Source organism: Burkholderia sp. Tr-862 (assembly GCF_011753085.1).
GTDB lineage: Bacteria > Pseudomonadota > Gammaproteobacteria > Burkholderiales > Burkholderiaceae > Burkholderia > Burkholderia ambifaria.
Window position 1 is genome coordinate 33,659 of record NZ_VWWG01000044.1, and the last position, 15,495, is coordinate 49,153.

Below are 15,495 nucleotides of genomic sequence, written 5' to 3' on the forward strand. Positions count from 1 at the left end.
CGCGCTGATCGCAAGCTTGCGTACGCGCGGTGCGGCCCGCTATGCGCGTTCGCCTGATTGAAAAAACACAGTAGTGGGGCTGGCCGCCAGCACGGCCGATCGCGGCGTCATGCTCGTTGCGAATACGTCAAGTATTCTGTTCGTCGCAATCCTTGCGCTCGGCCCTTCTGGCGGCCAGCGCAAGCTAGTTATTAGCGCGGACCGGCCCTTGGTCGTCGCGCTCATCCACGGAGCCGCCGATGGCCGAACTACCCAATCACGACGCCGCACTGACCGAAACCTGCCTCGAGAGCGAGGCGATTTTCGAAGGCTCATTCCTCAAGCTCAAGCGCGATACCGTCCGTTTGCCGGACGGCAAGCAGGCCACGCGCGAATACGTTCAGCACCCGGGCGCGGTAATGGTGATCCCGCTGTTCGACGACGGCCGCGTGCTGATGGAAAGCCAGTATCGCTATCCGATCGGCAAGGTCATGGCCGAGTTCCCGGCCGGCAAGCTCGATCCGAACGAAGGCGCGCTCGCCTGCGCGGTGCGTGAGCTGCGCGAGGAAACTGGCTACACGGCACGCGAATACGTGTTCCTGGCCCGGATTCATCCGATCATTTCCTACTCGACCGAATTCATCGACCTGTATCTCGCGCGCGGGCTGACGGCCGGCGAGCGCAAGCTCGACGAAGGCGAATTCCTCGAAACCTTCACGGCGACGCAAGCCGACCTGCAGGAATGGGTGCGCACGGGCCAGATCACCGACGTGAAGACCATCATCGGCATGATGTGGCTCGACAAGGTACTGTCCGGCACCTGGCCGCTCGGCCCGGTTCAGAAGCCCTGACCGCGCGTCAGCGGCGGGTGGGGCGCCGCGTTACAATCCGGTGACGCGGCCGCTTTCCGGCTGCGCGATCCTGATTTAGCACGATCGTTCACAAAAGCGCGTTTTGCGCTACACTCGTCACACGCCCTGATTCACAGCATGAAGGTCCTCGATTTACAGTGCCCGCACGGTCATCGGTTCGAAGGCTGGTTCGCTTCCGCCGATGAGTTCGAAGCGCAGTTGTCCCGCAAGCTGGTCGAATGTCCGGTGTGCGGGACGACCGAGATCAACCGGATGCCGTCGGCGCCGCGCCTGAACCTGTCGGGCGCGACGCAGGCGCAGCCGGCCGATCCGCGTGCGCTGCAGGCGCAGGTGATGCGCGCGCTGCGCGAGGTGCTGGAGAAGACTGAGAATGTGGGCGAGCGCTTCGCTGAGGAAGCGCGGCGCATCCATTACAACGAGGCGCCGGCACGCAGCATTCGTGGCGTCACGACGCCGGAGGATGCGCAATCCTTGGCTGAAGAAGGCATCGACGTGATGCCGCTGCCGATTCCTGCCGCGCTGAAAGAACCGCTGCAATGACGTACGCAGTGGGTCTTGGCCGGGCCGGATGGCCGCGGTCAGGAGACACTGCGCATGGATCTGGATTATTCCCCCGCCGACGACGCGTTCCGCGTTGACGTCCGCGCTTGGCTCGAGGCCAATCTGCCTCACGCCCTGCGCGCCAAAGTACTCGATCACAAACGACTCGACCGCGAGGATTTCGCGAGCTGGCACCGGATTCTCGGCCAGCGCGGCTGGTCCGCGCCCGCATGGCCCGCTGAATACGGCGGCCCGGGCTGGAACGCGACGCAGCGGCACATCTGGGACGAGGAGTGCGCCCGCATCGGCGCGCCGACCGTGCTGCCGTTCGGCGTATCGATGGTCGCGCCGGTGCTGATGAAATACGGCAGCGAAGCGCAGAAGCGTCACTATCTGCCGCGCATCCTCGACGGCACCGACTGGTGGTGTCAGGGTTATTCGGAACCGGGCTCCGGGTCGGACCTCGCCTCGTTGCGCACCCGCGCCGAACGCCACGGCGATCACTACATCGTCAACGGCCAGAAGACCTGGACCACGCTCGGCCAGCACGCGGACATGATGTTCTGCCTCGTGCGCACGGATCCGGCGGCGAAGAAGCAGGAGGGCATCTCGTTCCTGCTGATCGACATGGCGACGCCCGGCATCACGGTGCGTCCGATCATCACGCTCGACGAGGATCACGAGGTCAACGAAGTGTTCTTCGAGGACGTGAAGGTGCCCGTCGAGAATCTCGTCGGCGACGAAAACCGCGGCTGGACCTACGCGAAATACCTGCTGGGCCACGAGCGCACCGGTATCGCGCGCGTCGGCGCGTCGAAGCGCGAGCTCGTGTTCCTGAAGCGCGTGGCGTCGAATCAGCAGAAGAACGGCAAGCCGTTGCTCGCCGATCCCGTGTTTGCCGCGAAGGTCGCGGCGCTCGAGGTCGAGCTGATGGCGCTCGAGGTGACGGTGCTGCGCGTCGTGAGCCGCGAGACGAGCGGCAAGGGGCCGGGTCCCGAGGCGTCGATGCTGAAGATCAAGGGTACCGAGGTGCAGCAGGCGCTCACCGAGCTGATGTTCGAGGCGATCGGGCCGCTCGCGGCGCCATTCGACGTGCCGTTCCTCGAGGGCGAGCGCGAACACAGCCTCGCGGGCGACGACGATGCCGCGCCGCTCGCAGCGTACTACTTCAATTATCGGAAGACGTCGATCTACGGCGGCTCGAACGAGATTCAGAAGAACATCATCGCGCAGATGATTCTCGGGCTGTGATCAGGGAACGGAGACAACCATGGATTTCAGCTTTACCGATGAGCAGCAACAGTTCGCCGACGCACTGCGCCGCTATCTCGGCGAGCAGTACGGTTTCGACGTACGCCAGGCCATCGTGCGCAGCGAGGCGGGCGTGTCGGACGCGCAATGGAGCGCATTCGCGGAACTGGGCCTGACCGCGCTGCCCGTGCCGGAGGCGCAGGGCGGATTCGGCGGCGGCCCGGTCGACATGCTGGTCGCGATGCAGGAGCTCGGCCGCGCACTCGTGATCGAGCCGTACTGGGCGACGGCGGTCGGCATCGAGGCGCTGCGCGTCGCCGGGTCCGGCACCGGCGACGATGCCGCGCTGCTGGAAGCGGTCGCACAGGGGCAGAAGCGCCTGGCGGTTGCGTTTCACGAACCGCGGACGCGCTACGACCTGTACGAACTCGGCACCCAGGCGCGCGAGCAGGGCGGTTCTTACCGGCTGACCGGCACCAAGTCGGTCGTCCAGCACGGCGCACAGGCGCACGCATGGATCGTGCCCGCGCGGGTCGACGGCGGCGGCATCGGCCTGTTCGTCGTCGAGCGCGACGCCGCGGGAGTGAAGCTCGTCGACTATCGGACGATCGACGGCCAGCGCGCCGCGACGATCGAACTGCATGAAACGCCCGCGCGGCAACTGACGGGCGGCAGCCGTGACGCGGCCGCGTTCGAGCAGATTGCCGATTACGCGACCTTCCTGCTCTGTGCGGAAGCGGTCGGCGCACTCGACGAACTGAACCGCGCGACGGTCGAATACACGAAGACGCGCGAACAGTTCGGCGTGCCGATCGCGCGTTTTCAGGCGCTGCAGCACCGAATGGTCGACATGCTGATTCACGCGGAGCAGGCGCGTTCGCTGACCTACCTGGCCGCGGTGCGTTACGCGGGCGGCGATGCCGATGCGCGGCGCAAGGCGGTTTCGGCCGCGAAGGCGCGGGTCGGCGCGGCAGCGCGCTTCGTCGGCCAGCAGGCCGTGCAACTGCACGGCGGCATGGGCGTGACCAACGAGGTCGCCGCCGCGCACCTGTTCAAGCGGCTGTCGATCATCGAGACGACACTCGGCGACACCGATCACCATCTTGCGCGTATCGCGGCCCTGCCGGATTTCGCGCAGGCCGACGCGGCATGACGGCGACGCGCGAGCGCGCCAGAGGAGACACACTGTGGGCATCAGTTACGAAGACCTGGAAGTCGGCAGTACGACCGAAATCGGCCGCTACACGTTCGAACCGGACGACATCAAGGCGTTCGCGCAACGCTACGATCCGCAGCCGTTCCACCTGGACGAGGAAGCCGGCAAGGCATCGCCGTTCGGCGGACTGGTCGCGAGCGGCTGGCATACGTGTTCGGTGTTCATGAGCCTGCTCATCAAGAAGCTTGGGCCGGATTCGACCAGCATGGGTTCGCCCGGCATCGATTCGATCCGTTGGCTCAAGCCCGTGCGTGCCGGCGACACGATCACGATGCACCAGAAGATCCACGACAAGCGCGTGTCGGCGAGCAAGCCCGACCGCGGCATCGTGTCGACGGAATGGATCGGCATCAACGGCGCCGGCGACACGGTGATCTCCGTGCATACCAAGGTGATCTTCGGGCTGCGCCATCCGCAAGGAGCGGACGCATGACGGACGTGACATTGCCGCTGATCGCGTCGACGCAGGCGCTGCATGCATGCGTCGGCGCGGAACCGCTGGCAAGCGGCTGGGTCGAGATCGACCAGCGTCGGGTCGACGGTTTCGCCGACGCGACCGGCGATCGCCAGTGGATACACGTCGATCCCGAGCGCGCGCGGCGCGAGTCGCCGTTCGGCGGTCCGATCGCGCACGGATTCCTCACGCTGTCGCTGATTCCCGCGCTGATGGCCGATGCGATGCGCTTCGAGCAGAAGATGGGCGTGAACTACGGACTGAATCGCGTGCGGTTCCTGAAGCCGGTGCCGGTCGGCACGCGTGTGCGCGCGCTGTTCGCGGTGAAGGAAACCGCGGAGGCCGCGCAGGGCGGCGTGCAGGTCACGTGGTCGGTGTCGGTGCAGGCCGAGCGTCCCGACACGCCGTTGCTTGTTTGCGCGGCGGAATTCATTACGCTGCACTACTTCTGATGCGCGCGGCGGCATCGACGGATGCCGCCGCGTTGCCCATGCGTGCTGCTTCAGTGCTTCGCGTATTGCGTTGCGCCGAACAGCATCTCGCGCGCCTTGTCGTCCTGCAGTGCCTTGCGCAGCGATGCGAGGACTTCGACGCCGCGCTGCACGGCAGGACGCGCGGCAATCGCTTCTTGCCAGCGCTTCACGTTCGGCAGTTCATCGAGCACGATGCCCTGGTTCTGCCACGAACGCGTCCACGGGAACGTCGCAATGTCCGCGATCGTGTACGTGTCGCCCGCGAGATATTCGGATTCGCCGAGGCGTTTGTCCATCACGTTGTACAGGCGCTTCGCTTCGTTCGTGTAGCGGTTGACTGCGTATTCGATCTGTTGCGGCGCGTAGAGGCGGAAGTGATGCGCCTGCCCGAGCATCGGGCCGATGCCGCCCATCTGGAACATCAGCCATTCGAGCGTCGCGTAGCGCGCGGCCGGATCGGTCGGCAGGAACTTGCCGGTCTTTTCCGCAAGGTACACGAGGATCGCGCCCGATTCGAACAGCGAGATCGGTTTGCCGCCAGGGCCGTCCGCGTCGACGATCGCGGGGATCTTGTTGTTCGGGCTGATCTTCAGGAATTCGGGCTTGAACTGGTCGCCCGCACCAATATCGACCGGATGCACACGATACGCGAGGCCCGTTTCCTCGAGCATGATGTGTACCTTGTGGCCGTTCGGGGTCGCCCAGCTGTAGACGTCGATCATCGTCAACTCCTTCGTTGCATGCGCGAAAACGGCGCCGGCAGGACGCCGCGACAGGCGGTCATTAGAGCATGGATCGACGTACGTTGCAGGCGGCGGGAAGGCGCGGCCGCGCGCCGGCGCACGCGTGTCGATGCGGCGACGGCGAGGCCGTTCGAACAGCGGGATTGCGCGGATCAGCGCTTGTAGCGCGGCTGGCGTTTCTCGAGAAACGCGGTAATGCCTTCGAACGCGTCCGCGTGATGCAGCGAGGCGACGAAGTGATCTCGCTCGGTGCCGAGATGGGTTTCGAGCGGCTGCGCGGGCGCATCGTCGAGCAGCGACTTGATGCGCGTGAGTGCGTTCGGCGAGATGCCGGCAAGCGAGTCGGCCCACGCGAGCGCATCGGACAATGCGGCACCGGGCACGGCGAGCCGATTGACGACGCCGAGCGCATGCAGGCGTTCGGCCGCGACGGGCTTGCCTTCGAACAGGATTTCGGCGGCCAGCGCGCGCGGCAGCGCGCGTGCGAGAAACCACGAGCCGCCGCCGTCGGGCGTGAGGCCGACGCGCGCATACGACATTACGAACTTCGCGTCGTGCGCGGCGACGATCAGGTCGCACGCGAGCGCGAGCGAGAAGCCCGCGCCGGCCGCCGCACCTTCGACCGCCGCGATTACGGGTTTCGTCGATGCTCGGATCGCCGTGATCCACGCGCCGAGCTGATCGATGCTGTCGGCCTGGTAGGACGGATCCTTCGAGCGGTTGTCGAGCAGCCGGTTCAGGTTGCCGCCCGCGCAAAAGAAACGATCGGCCCCCGTGAGCACGACCGCGCGAATCGCGGGATCACGCTCGGCGGTGGCGAGCGCTTCGACGCCGGCCGCATACATGTCGGGATGCAGCGCATTGCGCGCGCCGGGATTGGACAGCGTGAGGACGAGCGTCGATTCGCTCTCGGGCGGACGCGAGGCCAGCAGTTCAGCACTCATGCGAGGGTGTCTCCATCGGATGGCGAGGCTGCGGCGCCGCGCGTTGCGCGGGCTCGTGCGCATACCCGTGAGGGCGCTGCCGCAGCGGATGCATTGTTGTCGTGACGGACATGAAACTGCTTTAGACTAGCACGAACGTGCTTTTCAGCGCGACGAATCCTGGTGCGGCCGGCGTCGCTGCGGCCGCGCTCCAGCAACGAAGGAGACTCCGATGCTACAGCTGTGCGGTATTCCGTTGTCCAACTACTACAACAAGGTGAAGTTCGTCCTGCTCGAACATGACATCCCGTTCGAGGAAGCGACATGCAGGTTGCCGATCGGCGATCCGGCATTGCTCGCCGATTCGCCGCTCGGCAAGATTCCGTTCCTGAAGACGGAAGAGGGTGCGCTGTTCGAGTCGCAGGTGATCATCGAGTATCTGGCAGCGCGTTATCCCGACAAGGCCATTTTCCCGGCGGGGCCGTTCGCGGCCGCGAAGGTGCGCGAACTCGTCGAGACGCTGGAGCTGTATCTCGAATGGACCGCGCGCGAGGTCTATACGGAAGCGTTTTTCGGCGGCAAGGTCAGCGACGGGATCAAGGCGCATGTCGAGAAGCGCCTGCCGCGTGCGATCGATGCATTCAAGCGGATGACGCAATTCTCGCCCTACGTGCTCGGTGACACGTTCGGTCTTGCGGACATCGCCGCATCGGTCCATCTGCCGGTGATCGGGATGGCGACGAAGGCCATGTTCGGCCGCGATTTCCTGCTCGACGCCGGCATCGACTGGAAGGCACATGCGAAGCTGGTCGGCGAGCGGCCGGCCGCACAGCGCGTGGCGGCCGATCGCAAGGCCTATGTCGAGGCGACGGGCACCGCGCGTTCGTAAGCGCGGCCCGGGCACGGCACGGGCCGCGTCTGGCCGCCCGTGCCGGACTTACAGGCGCGCGAGCCGTTCGAGTGCGGACGCGAGCGTGCTTTCCTGTTTCGCGAAGCAGAAGCGCACGACGCCCGATTCGTGCGGCTCGTGATAGAACGCCGACACCGGAATTGCCGCCACGCCGATCTCCGACGTGAGCCACTTCGAGAATTCCGCTTCGGGCAGGTCGCTGATCGCCGAATAGTCGACGCACTGGAAGTACGTGCCCGTGCACGGCAGCAGCTTGAAGCGCGTGCGTTCGAGGCCGGCGCGGAAGAAGTCGCGCTTCTTCTGGTAGAAGTCGGGCAGCGTCAGGTACGGTGCCGGATCGCGCAGGTAGTCGGCGAGCCCGATCTGCGTCGGCGTGTTCACCGTGAACACGTTGAACTGATGGACCTTGCGGAACTCCGCGGTCAGCGCGGCGGGCGCCGCGACATAGCCGATCTTCCAGCCCGTCACGTGGTAGGTTTTCCCGAAGCTCGATACGATGAAACTGCGCTCGGCCAATTCCGGGTAGCGCGCGACGCTCTCGTGCCGGGCGCCGTCGTAGACCATGTGCTCGTACACTTCATCGGACAGGATCAGCACGTTGGTGCCGCGCACGATCTCCTCGAGCTTGCGCATGTCGGCCTCGCGCCACACGGTGCCGGTCGGGTTGTGCGGCGTGTTGATCATGATCATCCGCGTCTTCGGCGTGATCGCGGCGGCGAGACGATCGAACGGGATCGCGTAGTCGGGCGCCTCCAGCGTGACGAACACAGGCTTGCCGCCGGCGAGTTCGATCGACGGCAGGTAGCTGTCGTAGGTCGGCTCGACGACGATCACCTCGTCGCCCGGATGCACCGCGCACAGGATCGCCGTCAGCAGTGCCTGCGTCGCGCCGGCCGTCACCGTGATCTCGGTGGCCGGGTCGTAGCGCCGGCCGTAGACCTGCGCGATCTTGTCGGCGATCGCGTCGCGCAGCGGCGCGACGCCCGCCATCGGCGGATACTGGTTGTGGCCGTTACGCATCGCGGCCGCGACCGCGTCGACGATGCGCGGGTCACAGTCGAAATCGGGGAAGCCCTGGCCGAGATTCACGGCGCCTTTCTCGGCGGCGAGCGCGCTCATGACCGTGAAGATCGTGGTGCCGACGTTCGGCAGGCGCGATGGGAAAACGGGATTCGTAGGCATGTCGGAAGGAGCGTTCATCGATACGGTCGCAGCGTGTTGCGTCGGCCCGTCAGGCCGGCGTGGTGGGGATGGCCGACGCGGCATCGAGCGCGCAGGCTTCGGTAAACGGCGCGGGCTGCGCGATCCGGAAGCCGAAGTCACGTGCGGTGCGCTTTGCGAGCTTGAGCAGCGCACGGTCCTTCGACACGAGCCAATCGGCCTGCGCGGCGCGCGCGAGCTCGAGAAACTTCTGATCGTCGCGGTCCTTGCACTTCGGCAGCGGCGGCGCGTCGGCGTCGACGGGCGGCGGCTCGACGAGGCTCGTCAGGCGGGCGACGGTCGCGAGCGCTTGGGCCTTGTCGATCGCGCGCTCCCGGAATTGCGGGTAGTCGAGCACGAGCTCGAGTTCGTTCAGGCAGCGGCCGTCGATCACGGCGGCCAGCGTGCCGCGTTCGAGCGCAGCCCGGATCGGGCGTGTGGCAGGGTCGTCGAATACGAGTATGTCGATCCAGACGTTCGAGTCGAGCACGACGCGATGTGCGACATGCGGGGCGGAGGAGCGGGTCATTCGTTACAATCGGTGGTTTTCGTCTGACCGCAAGGCACGGCGTGCCAGCGAGCCTCTATGATAATCGTTCTCTCTCCTGCCAAATCCCTCGACTACGATACGCCTGCCCACGTCCCGTCTTACACGAAGCCTGCATTCGTCGACGATGCGTCGGAACTGATCGACGGCCTGCGCAAGCTGTCGCCGCAGGACATCGCGACGCTGATGGACATCTCCGACCCGCTCGCGCGGCTGAACTTCCAGCGCTACGCGGACTGGTCGCCGACCTTCTCGCCGGCCAATGCGAAGCAGGCGGTGCTCGCGTTCAACGGTGACGTGTACGAAGGGTTCGATGCCAAATCGCTGTCGGCCGCCGATCTCGACTACGCGCAGCAGCACGTGCGCGTGCTGTCGGGCCTGTACGGGCTGCTGCGCCCGCTCGACCTGCTGCAGCCGTACCGGCTCGAGATGGGTACCCGTTTCGCGAACGCGCGCGGCAAGGATCTGTATGCGTTCTGGGGCGACCGGATCACGCGTGCGCTGAACGAACAGCTCGAGACGCGCAGCGGTGCGGCGCGCGTGCTGGTCAACTGCGCGTCGACCGAGTACTTCAAGTCGGTCAAGCCGAAACTGCTGGCCGCACCGGTCGTCACGCCGGTGTTCGAGGACTGGAAGGGCGGCCGCTACAAGATCATCAGTTTCCACGCGAAGCGAGCCCGTGGCCTGATGGCGCGCTATATCGTCGAGAACCGCATCTCCGAACCGGCGGCGCTGAAGGATTTCGCGATGGAAGACTACGCGTTCGACGCCGCTGCATCGAACGATTCGACTTACGTATATCGCCGGCGAATCGGCGAGTGACCCCGGCGGCCGTTCACGAGACGGCCGGCGCATGCATGAGGCCGGGCAGGCGGCAAACCGCCCGTTCCGCTCGACAGCTTTGCATGGGCCCGGAGTAAGTGCTGAAGCACCAACTCCGGTCGACAGCTTTGCATGGGACCGGAGTAAGTGCTGAAGCACCAACTCCGGTCGACAGAGGAGAGACAGATGACCCTTTCGATCACCAGCAATTTCGACGCGGGCGCCATCGACGTCGTGTCGTGCGACAGCCCGGACGCGATCCGGCTGCGCGTGCGCGGCGACAACCGCTCGGAATTCGCACAATGGTTCTACTACCGCCTGACCGGCGCGCGCGGCGAGCGTTGCGTGATGTCGTTCGAGAATGCGGCCGAATGCGCGTATCCGTCGGGATGGCGTAACTACAGCGCGGTCGCGAGCTACGACCGCGTCGACTGGTTCCGCGTGCCGACGACATTCGACGGCAAGACGATGACCATCGACCATACGCCCGAGTTCGACAGCATCTACTACGCGTATTTCGAGCCGTATTCGGAAGAGCGCCATGCGGCGTTTCTCGGCGCGGTCCAGCAGTTGCCGCAGGCGCGCGTCGTCGAGCTTGGCCGCACGGTCGAAGGCCGTCCGATGTCGTTGCTGACGCTCGGTACGCCGGAAGTCGACGGCGCACCGAAGAAGAAGGTATGGGTCATCGCGCGGCAGCACCCCGGCGAGACGATGGCCGAGTGGTTCATCGAAGGGCTCGTCAAGCGGCTGGCCGGATGGGGCGATTGGGCGGGCGATCCGGTGGCGCGCAAGCTTTACGACCGCGCGACGTTCTACATCGTCCCGAACATGAACCCGGACGGCAGCGTGCACGGCAACCTGCGCACCAACGCGGCGGGCGCGAACCTGAACCGCGAGTGGATGGAGCCCAATGCCGAGCGCAGCCCCGAAGTGCTGGCCGTGCGCGATGCGATCCATGCGATCGGCTGCGACATGTTCTTCGACATTCACGGCGACGAGGATCTGCCGTACGTGTTCGTCGCGGGTTCGGAGATGCTGCCGAGCTTCACCGAGCAGCAGCGCAAGGAGCAGACCGCGTTCATCGATGCGTTCAAGGTCGCGAGCCCGGATTTCCAGACCGAGCATGGCTACGCGGCGAGCAAGTACAAGGAAGACGCGCTCAAGCTCGCATCGAAGTACATCGGCCACCAGTTCGGCTGCCTGTCGCTGACGCTCGAGATGCCGTTCAAGGACAACGCGAACCTGCCCGACGAGCGGGTCGGCTGGAACGGCGAACGCAGCGCGGCGCTGGGTGCCGCGATGCTGGCGGCAATCCTGGTGCACGTCGAGACGTTCGCGTAAGCGCACCACCGTCGACATGAAAAAAGCCGGTGCATCGTGCGATGCGCCGGCTTTTTCGCTTCTGTCGTTGCAGCTTCGGTCGTATCAGGACTTCTTTGCGGTTTTCGTCTTCACGGTTTTCTTCTGGCCGCTTGATTTCTTCGTTGCGGCGGCTTTCTTGCCGGTGCGGCCGGATGCCTTGACCTTGCCGCGGTGCGACTTGCCCTTGAACTTCTTCGTCGACGACGACGAGCGCTCGACGCGCGGCTTCAGCGGCGGCACGGGATCGTTCCAGCTGAACGCAAGCATTTGCTGACCGACATAGCCGCAGCGGAATTTCAGCGGTGTCGGCTCGCTGCCGTCGCTGTGGATGCCGAGGCCGTCCACGGCGACGATGTTGTCGACCTTTACGCGCTGCTTGCCCTGATCGAACGAGTCGTTCCACGGCGTGATCGTCGCGTTGCCTTTTTCGAACGCGTTCGGCGCGAAGTCGACGCGGTCGAAGGCCGACGACGTGCTGGCGATGAAGCTGCCGTGCGCCGCACAATCGGCGACGATCGGATCGGCATGCATCTCGTTGACGAATTTGTTGATCAGTTCGGAGCGCTGGTCGAGGAGGTCGGCGAATACCGGTGCCGGAAGCGCAAGCGACAGGCCCGCGACACAGGCCGCCAGCTTGCCGAGCGCCCGGAAAATCCGGAGCGAGGCAGGAGAGCTGTCCATCTGGTTATTGGTGAGGAGCGAATGAGGCATCGGGCAGGTATAGATGCCCGATGAAGAACGGGAGTTCAATCTTAGCGTAAAAAAGTTGGGCGGCAGTAGATGCCACACTCTCCCGCGCTGCGGAATCGGATCGCCGCATGCACCGATCGCATCGGGACAGGCGCACTCAGGCGCGCGGGCCGCCGAGTCGATAGCGCCGCACGTCGAACGTCGTGACCCACGCCGGACGATAGACTGCGATGAGCGCGGTGGCCATGCCGGTGAACCACGCTTCGCCAAGCGCGAGCAGCGCGGTGTTGAGCAGATAGCCGGCGGGAATCACGACGGGCACGCCGTCCGCGAGTGCGAGCTGGACGCCGGCCGCGGCCGCGGCAACCGCGACGATCGCGATGGCCGGAGACAGGAATCCCTGGCCTGTGATGAACGACGTGAGGTTATGCGGGAGCCACGCGATCACGGCGCGCTGCAGCAACGCGGACACGGCGACCGGTAGGGCGCCGTAAATCAGATAGGTGAGGCCGATGCCTTGCCATGGCGCGTCGAAGACGATCGCGGCGACGCCCGTGACGGCACCCATCGCGATCAGCGCAAGCGTCCAGTCGAACAGCGTGACGAGCAGCGTCGCGCCGAGCAGGTGCATGACGATGCCGTCCTCGAGCCATGCATTCGAGGCCCACAGAACCGTGATTGCAGTGACGAGCGCGAGCCACACATGCTGGAGCGTTGCGTCCTGCAGGCGGACGAACGGACGCTTCCAGAGCGCGAGCGCGAGCAGAGCCACGGCGCCGATCCAGCCGCCGATGCCAACCCAGAGCGGAAGCGGTGTGAAAAGAAAACCCATGCGTCCATATTACTCGTTGAGCATCAAAGGTGGGAATCCGCACTTGCTGACCGTCGCAATATCGATACTAGTCCGACTAGCGTTCGCGCCGAAACCTCGCCGGCGGTTCGGCCGCGAGCGGCAGGTCCGCGGTGTCGGTGTTCGCGTCCGGCAGCGGGTACGGACGGTTGTTCCGTTGCGTGCGCAGAGGAACCGGGCCGCGTTCGCCGATGGCCGGCTTGTCCGCACGCTCGCGGTTCGCCAGCAGCACCTCGAGATGCGGCGACAGCCAGCCGTTGTAGATTGCGACGGCGGCGGCGCGGTTTGCCGCGCCAAGCTGCTGGAAGATGCTGGCGAGGTGGATCTTTACGGTGCCTTCGCTGATGCCGAGCGTGCGGGCGATCATCTTGTTGGTGTTGCCCATATGGACGAAGCGCATGATCTGCGCCTGTCTCGGCGACAGGAGGCGGCTTGCCGGGCGGCGCGGCAGCGATCCGGCGAGCGTCTGGAAATGGGCGTCGTGGCGTGCCGCGGCAGCGGAGGGCAGCAGGCTGAGCGCGATGGGCGGGATGTAGTGGCCGCCCAGCAGAACCATTTCGAGTGCCCGCACGATCAGGTGCGGTCGCATGGAGTGCGGGATGACGCCCGCAATGCCATAGTTGTAGAAGCGCTGGATGGCTTCCGGCGTGGATTCGTCGATCAGCACCGCGGCGGGCGTCGGCGAGCAGGCGCTGCAGAGCGCCTGCAGTTCGCTGAGCCGGCCGACGTCCAGCCAGTTGATTGCGACGAGGTCGAAACGCTGGGTGCGCAGCAGCCGGCGCGCCTGGAAACCGTCGGGCGCATCGTTGATGCTGGCGTGACGGTCGATCTGCCGAAGCAGGGCCTTCAGTCCGTCACGCCGTTCGGCGTCTGAGTTCAGCACCAGGAACCGCATATTCAACCTCCATAAGGTGAGTCATTGATCTGCCGTCGGCATGTCTTGGGTTTGATCATGACAAAGACCTTACACGATGTCTGCTTGGCTGAAAGGCTTAGGAAAAGTCCGAAATTTTGAGTGGAGGAAAATGCGGGCGAGAAAAAAGCCGCTCCGGCGGGAACCGGGAGCGGCTTTGTCGGGCAGGCTCGGCGAGCCCGCGGTGCGCGATCAGTGAAAGTGCGGCTGGGCCGGCGATGCGTCTTCCGGCATTTCCGCATGGACGATCTCGCCGAGTGGATCCGCATAGAGCGGCACGCCGCAGTCGTCGCAGTACTCGGGCTCGAAGCGGCCTGCGTGCCGGCGGACGTCGGTTACGCCGCATTCCTTCAGCAGACTCACGATTTCCTCGATCGGCCCTTCGATCGGCGCTTCGCCTTCGAGCGTCGCGCTGTCGATCGACACGTCGCCGTTCTCGCGACCGTAGAGCGGCCACACGACGCCATAGATCACGTCGTTGCTGGCACGTCGCGTGAAGCCGACGCGATACTCGTCGATCCGGCGCTCGCCGAAGCCCGCGACCACGGCGCGCAGTTCCTGCGGTGCCGCACCAAGTGTGTCGAAAAGATAACGGATGGCCGTTCGGACCGTGTGCGGACGGATCCGCTCGTCCGCATCGCGGCAGGCCGAATAGTACGCGTCCGGAAGCAGGCATTCGAACTCGCAGCCGGGGAGGGCGACCGACAGGTTCGGGCCGCCCTGGGCGGTCCACTGCTCGAGACACTGGCCGCGTTCGATCCGGTTGCCGTGCTCTTCTTCCTGCCAGCGGAACAGCGGTGCGCCGGCCGGCGCGGCAACCACGGCGAGCAGGAAGCGCGGGTCGGCCAGGATCGGCGAGGTTTCGGGCAGGTCGCCGAAGCTCAGCTTGGCGGCGTGCTGGCCGATTGCCGCATGCGCAAGCTGCTGGGCGAGCCGGTAGGTCTCGACGTGGTGGCGCGGCAACTGGTCGATGCTGTACAGGAACGGGGCGAGTCCGACGAGCGTGCCGGTTGCGAGCACGTGCGCCTGCAGTTGCGTGCGCAGTGCGTCGGCGACGTCGCCTTTCAGCGGGCCCGACGGAATCATGTAGCGCGTCCACGCGAGAACGGGCACGGCTACCAGCAGCGCATCGTACGGCTGGCCGTCGTGCTCGATCACCATCGACTCACTGTGCGTCTCGGCCATGTCGGCGAGCGCGCCATAGGCATCGGGGTGGTTCTGCTGCAGATGGTCGAGTGCCGCGTCGAGCGTGGTCTGGTTGCCGTTGCGAACGATCTTGGCGAGCAGCGCGTCGAGCTTCGCTTCCCAGAAGCGATCCTCGATGCGGCTGCCCGAGGCGAAGAGCGCAAGCGACAGGCCGACCAGTTTGTCGGCGTCGGGGGGGAGGCGTTTGGCGATTCGCTGGCGCATATTAAATACGTATAGAAAGGGGCGAAGAACCTCACATTCTAGTCCGTTCTTTGCACCATAAGCGGCCTTGTGCTCCGGTATGGCCGGAAGGCCGTATCGACGGGGTTGAAGAAAAATCCATCAAACCCCTTGCGCAGTTCGAGGACGCTGCCTACAATCACGCCTCTTTCGCGCTAACGGAAACGCGGCACGGGAGGGAAGGGAAGCGGTGCGGTCGAGGGTAGGCTGTAGGAGCCCCGGCGCACACGAAGTTGAACCCCCGCCGTCGCAACGAAGCAGTTCAAAAAGTTGTTGACGAGCGAAGAAAGACGGTTCATAATCTCGCTTCTCTGCTGCTGAA

At 65.3% G+C, this 15,495-nt stretch carries 17 protein-coding genes; 9 read left to right on the forward strand and 8 right to left on the reverse strand.

Annotated features, from left to right (window positions below; all coding sequences use genetic code 11):
• Window positions 1–239 precede the first annotated feature (239 nt).
• The 6 genes from F3J14_RS15020 to F3J14_RS15045 all read left to right on the forward strand — a co-directional run bounded on the left by F3J14_RS15020 (window position 240) and on the right by F3J14_RS15045 (window position 4,764).
• Window positions 240–830 (forward strand): NUDIX hydrolase, encoded by a 591-nt coding sequence (locus F3J14_RS15020; protein ID WP_006750469.1) that lies wholly within the window; start codon window positions 240–242, stop codon window positions 828–830.
• Window positions 831–968: 138 nt separating this feature from the next.
• Window positions 969–1,391, forward strand: coding sequence for a DUF1178 family protein (locus F3J14_RS15025; RefSeq protein ID WP_006756910.1), 423 nt, complete (start codon window positions 969–971; stop codon window positions 1,389–1,391).
• Window positions 1,392–1,445: 54 nt separating this feature from the next.
• Complete coding sequence (locus F3J14_RS15030) at window positions 1,446–2,642, forward strand: acyl-CoA dehydrogenase family protein (RefSeq protein ID WP_166723655.1); 1,197 nt, start codon at window positions 1,446–1,448, stop codon at window positions 2,640–2,642.
• Between the two features lie 19 nt (window positions 2,643–2,661).
• Window positions 2,662–3,795: an acyl-CoA dehydrogenase gene (locus F3J14_RS15035; RefSeq protein ID WP_166723656.1), complete on the forward strand. Its 1,134-nt coding sequence runs from the start codon at window positions 2,662–2,664 to the stop codon at window positions 3,793–3,795.
• A 34-nt stretch (window positions 3,796–3,829) separates the two neighbouring features.
• The gene (locus F3J14_RS15040; RefSeq protein ID WP_006750473.1) at window positions 3,830–4,291 is read left to right on the forward strand and encodes a MaoC family dehydratase; all 462 of its coding nucleotides are present in this window, start codon (window positions 3,830–3,832) and stop codon (window positions 4,289–4,291) included.
• Window positions 4,288–4,764 carry a MaoC family dehydratase gene (locus F3J14_RS15045; RefSeq protein ID WP_166723657.1) on the forward strand — a complete coding sequence of 159 codons (477 nt, stop codon included), beginning with the start codon at window positions 4,288–4,290 and terminating at the stop codon, window positions 4,762–4,764. The genes F3J14_RS15040 and F3J14_RS15045 overlap by 4 nt, the downstream gene beginning before the upstream one ends.
• A gap of 50 nt (window positions 4,765–4,814) precedes the next feature.
• Here the strand turns inward: F3J14_RS15045 and F3J14_RS15050 are convergent, their stop codons facing one another.
• Both F3J14_RS15050 and F3J14_RS15055 read right to left on the reverse strand, forming a co-directional pair.
• On the reverse strand, window positions 4,815–5,507 hold the full coding sequence (locus F3J14_RS15050) for a glutathione binding-like protein (RefSeq protein WP_166723658.1): 693 nt from the start codon (window positions 5,505–5,507) through the stop codon (window positions 4,815–4,817).
• A 173-nt stretch (window positions 5,508–5,680) separates the two neighbouring features.
• Window positions 5,681–6,472, reverse strand: a complete 792-nt coding sequence (locus F3J14_RS15055) for an enoyl-CoA hydratase (protein ID WP_166723659.1) — start codon at window positions 6,470–6,472, stop codon at window positions 5,681–5,683.
• Window positions 6,473–6,683: 211 nt separating this feature from the next.
• Between F3J14_RS15055 and F3J14_RS15060 the strand changes: the two genes are divergently transcribed.
• Complete coding sequence (locus F3J14_RS15060; RefSeq protein WP_166723660.1) at window positions 6,684–7,340, forward strand: glutathione S-transferase; 657 nt, start codon at window positions 6,684–6,686, stop codon at window positions 7,338–7,340.
• Between the two features lie 48 nt (window positions 7,341–7,388).
• Here F3J14_RS15060 and F3J14_RS15065 read toward each other — a convergent pair whose 3' ends face one another.
• The gene (locus F3J14_RS15065) at window positions 7,389–8,561 is read right to left on the reverse strand and encodes a pyridoxal phosphate-dependent aminotransferase (RefSeq protein WP_166723661.1); all 1,173 of its coding nucleotides are present in this window, start codon (window positions 8,559–8,561) and stop codon (window positions 7,389–7,391) included.
• Between the two features lie 31 nt (window positions 8,562–8,592).
• Window positions 8,593–9,090, reverse strand: coding sequence for a putative toxin-antitoxin system toxin component, PIN family (locus F3J14_RS15070; protein ID WP_166723662.1), 498 nt, complete (start codon window positions 9,088–9,090; stop codon window positions 8,593–8,595).
• Window positions 9,091–9,147: 57 nt separating this feature from the next.
• Here F3J14_RS15070 and yaaA point away from each other — a divergent pair, with 57 nt between their 5' ends.
• A complete protein-coding gene (gene yaaA / locus F3J14_RS15075) occupies window positions 9,148–9,930 on the forward strand; it encodes a peroxide stress protein YaaA (protein ID WP_166723663.1) in 783 nt (260 codons plus the stop codon).
• 186 nt (window positions 9,931–10,116) lie between these two features.
• Window positions 10,117–11,271, forward strand: coding sequence for a M14-type cytosolic carboxypeptidase (locus F3J14_RS15080; protein ID WP_166723664.1), 1,155 nt, complete (start codon window positions 10,117–10,119; stop codon window positions 11,269–11,271).
• Window positions 11,272–11,355: 84 nt separating this feature from the next.
• Here the strand turns inward: F3J14_RS15080 and F3J14_RS15085 are convergent, their stop codons facing one another.
• The 4 genes from F3J14_RS15085 to F3J14_RS15100 all read right to left on the reverse strand — a co-directional run bounded on the left by F3J14_RS15085 (window position 11,356) and on the right by F3J14_RS15100 (window position 15,155).
• Window positions 11,356–12,003: a hypothetical protein gene (locus F3J14_RS15085; RefSeq protein WP_166723668.1), complete on the reverse strand. Its 648-nt coding sequence runs from the start codon at window positions 12,001–12,003 to the stop codon at window positions 11,356–11,358.
• 136 nt (window positions 12,004–12,139) lie between these two features.
• Entirely contained in the window at window positions 12,140–12,814 is a 675-nt protein-coding gene (locus F3J14_RS15090) for an energy-coupling factor ABC transporter permease (RefSeq protein ID WP_166723665.1), read from the reverse strand.
• 76 nt (window positions 12,815–12,890) lie between these two features.
• Window positions 12,891–13,727 (reverse strand): response regulator transcription factor, encoded by an 837-nt coding sequence (locus tag F3J14_RS15095; protein WP_166723666.1) that lies wholly within the window; start codon window positions 13,725–13,727, stop codon window positions 12,891–12,893.
• A gap of 210 nt (window positions 13,728–13,937) precedes the next feature.
• Window positions 13,938–15,155 (reverse strand): DUF2863 family protein, encoded by a 1,218-nt coding sequence (locus F3J14_RS15100; protein WP_166723667.1) that lies wholly within the window; start codon window positions 15,153–15,155, stop codon window positions 13,938–13,940.
• Window positions 15,156–15,495: the final 340 nt, after the last annotated feature.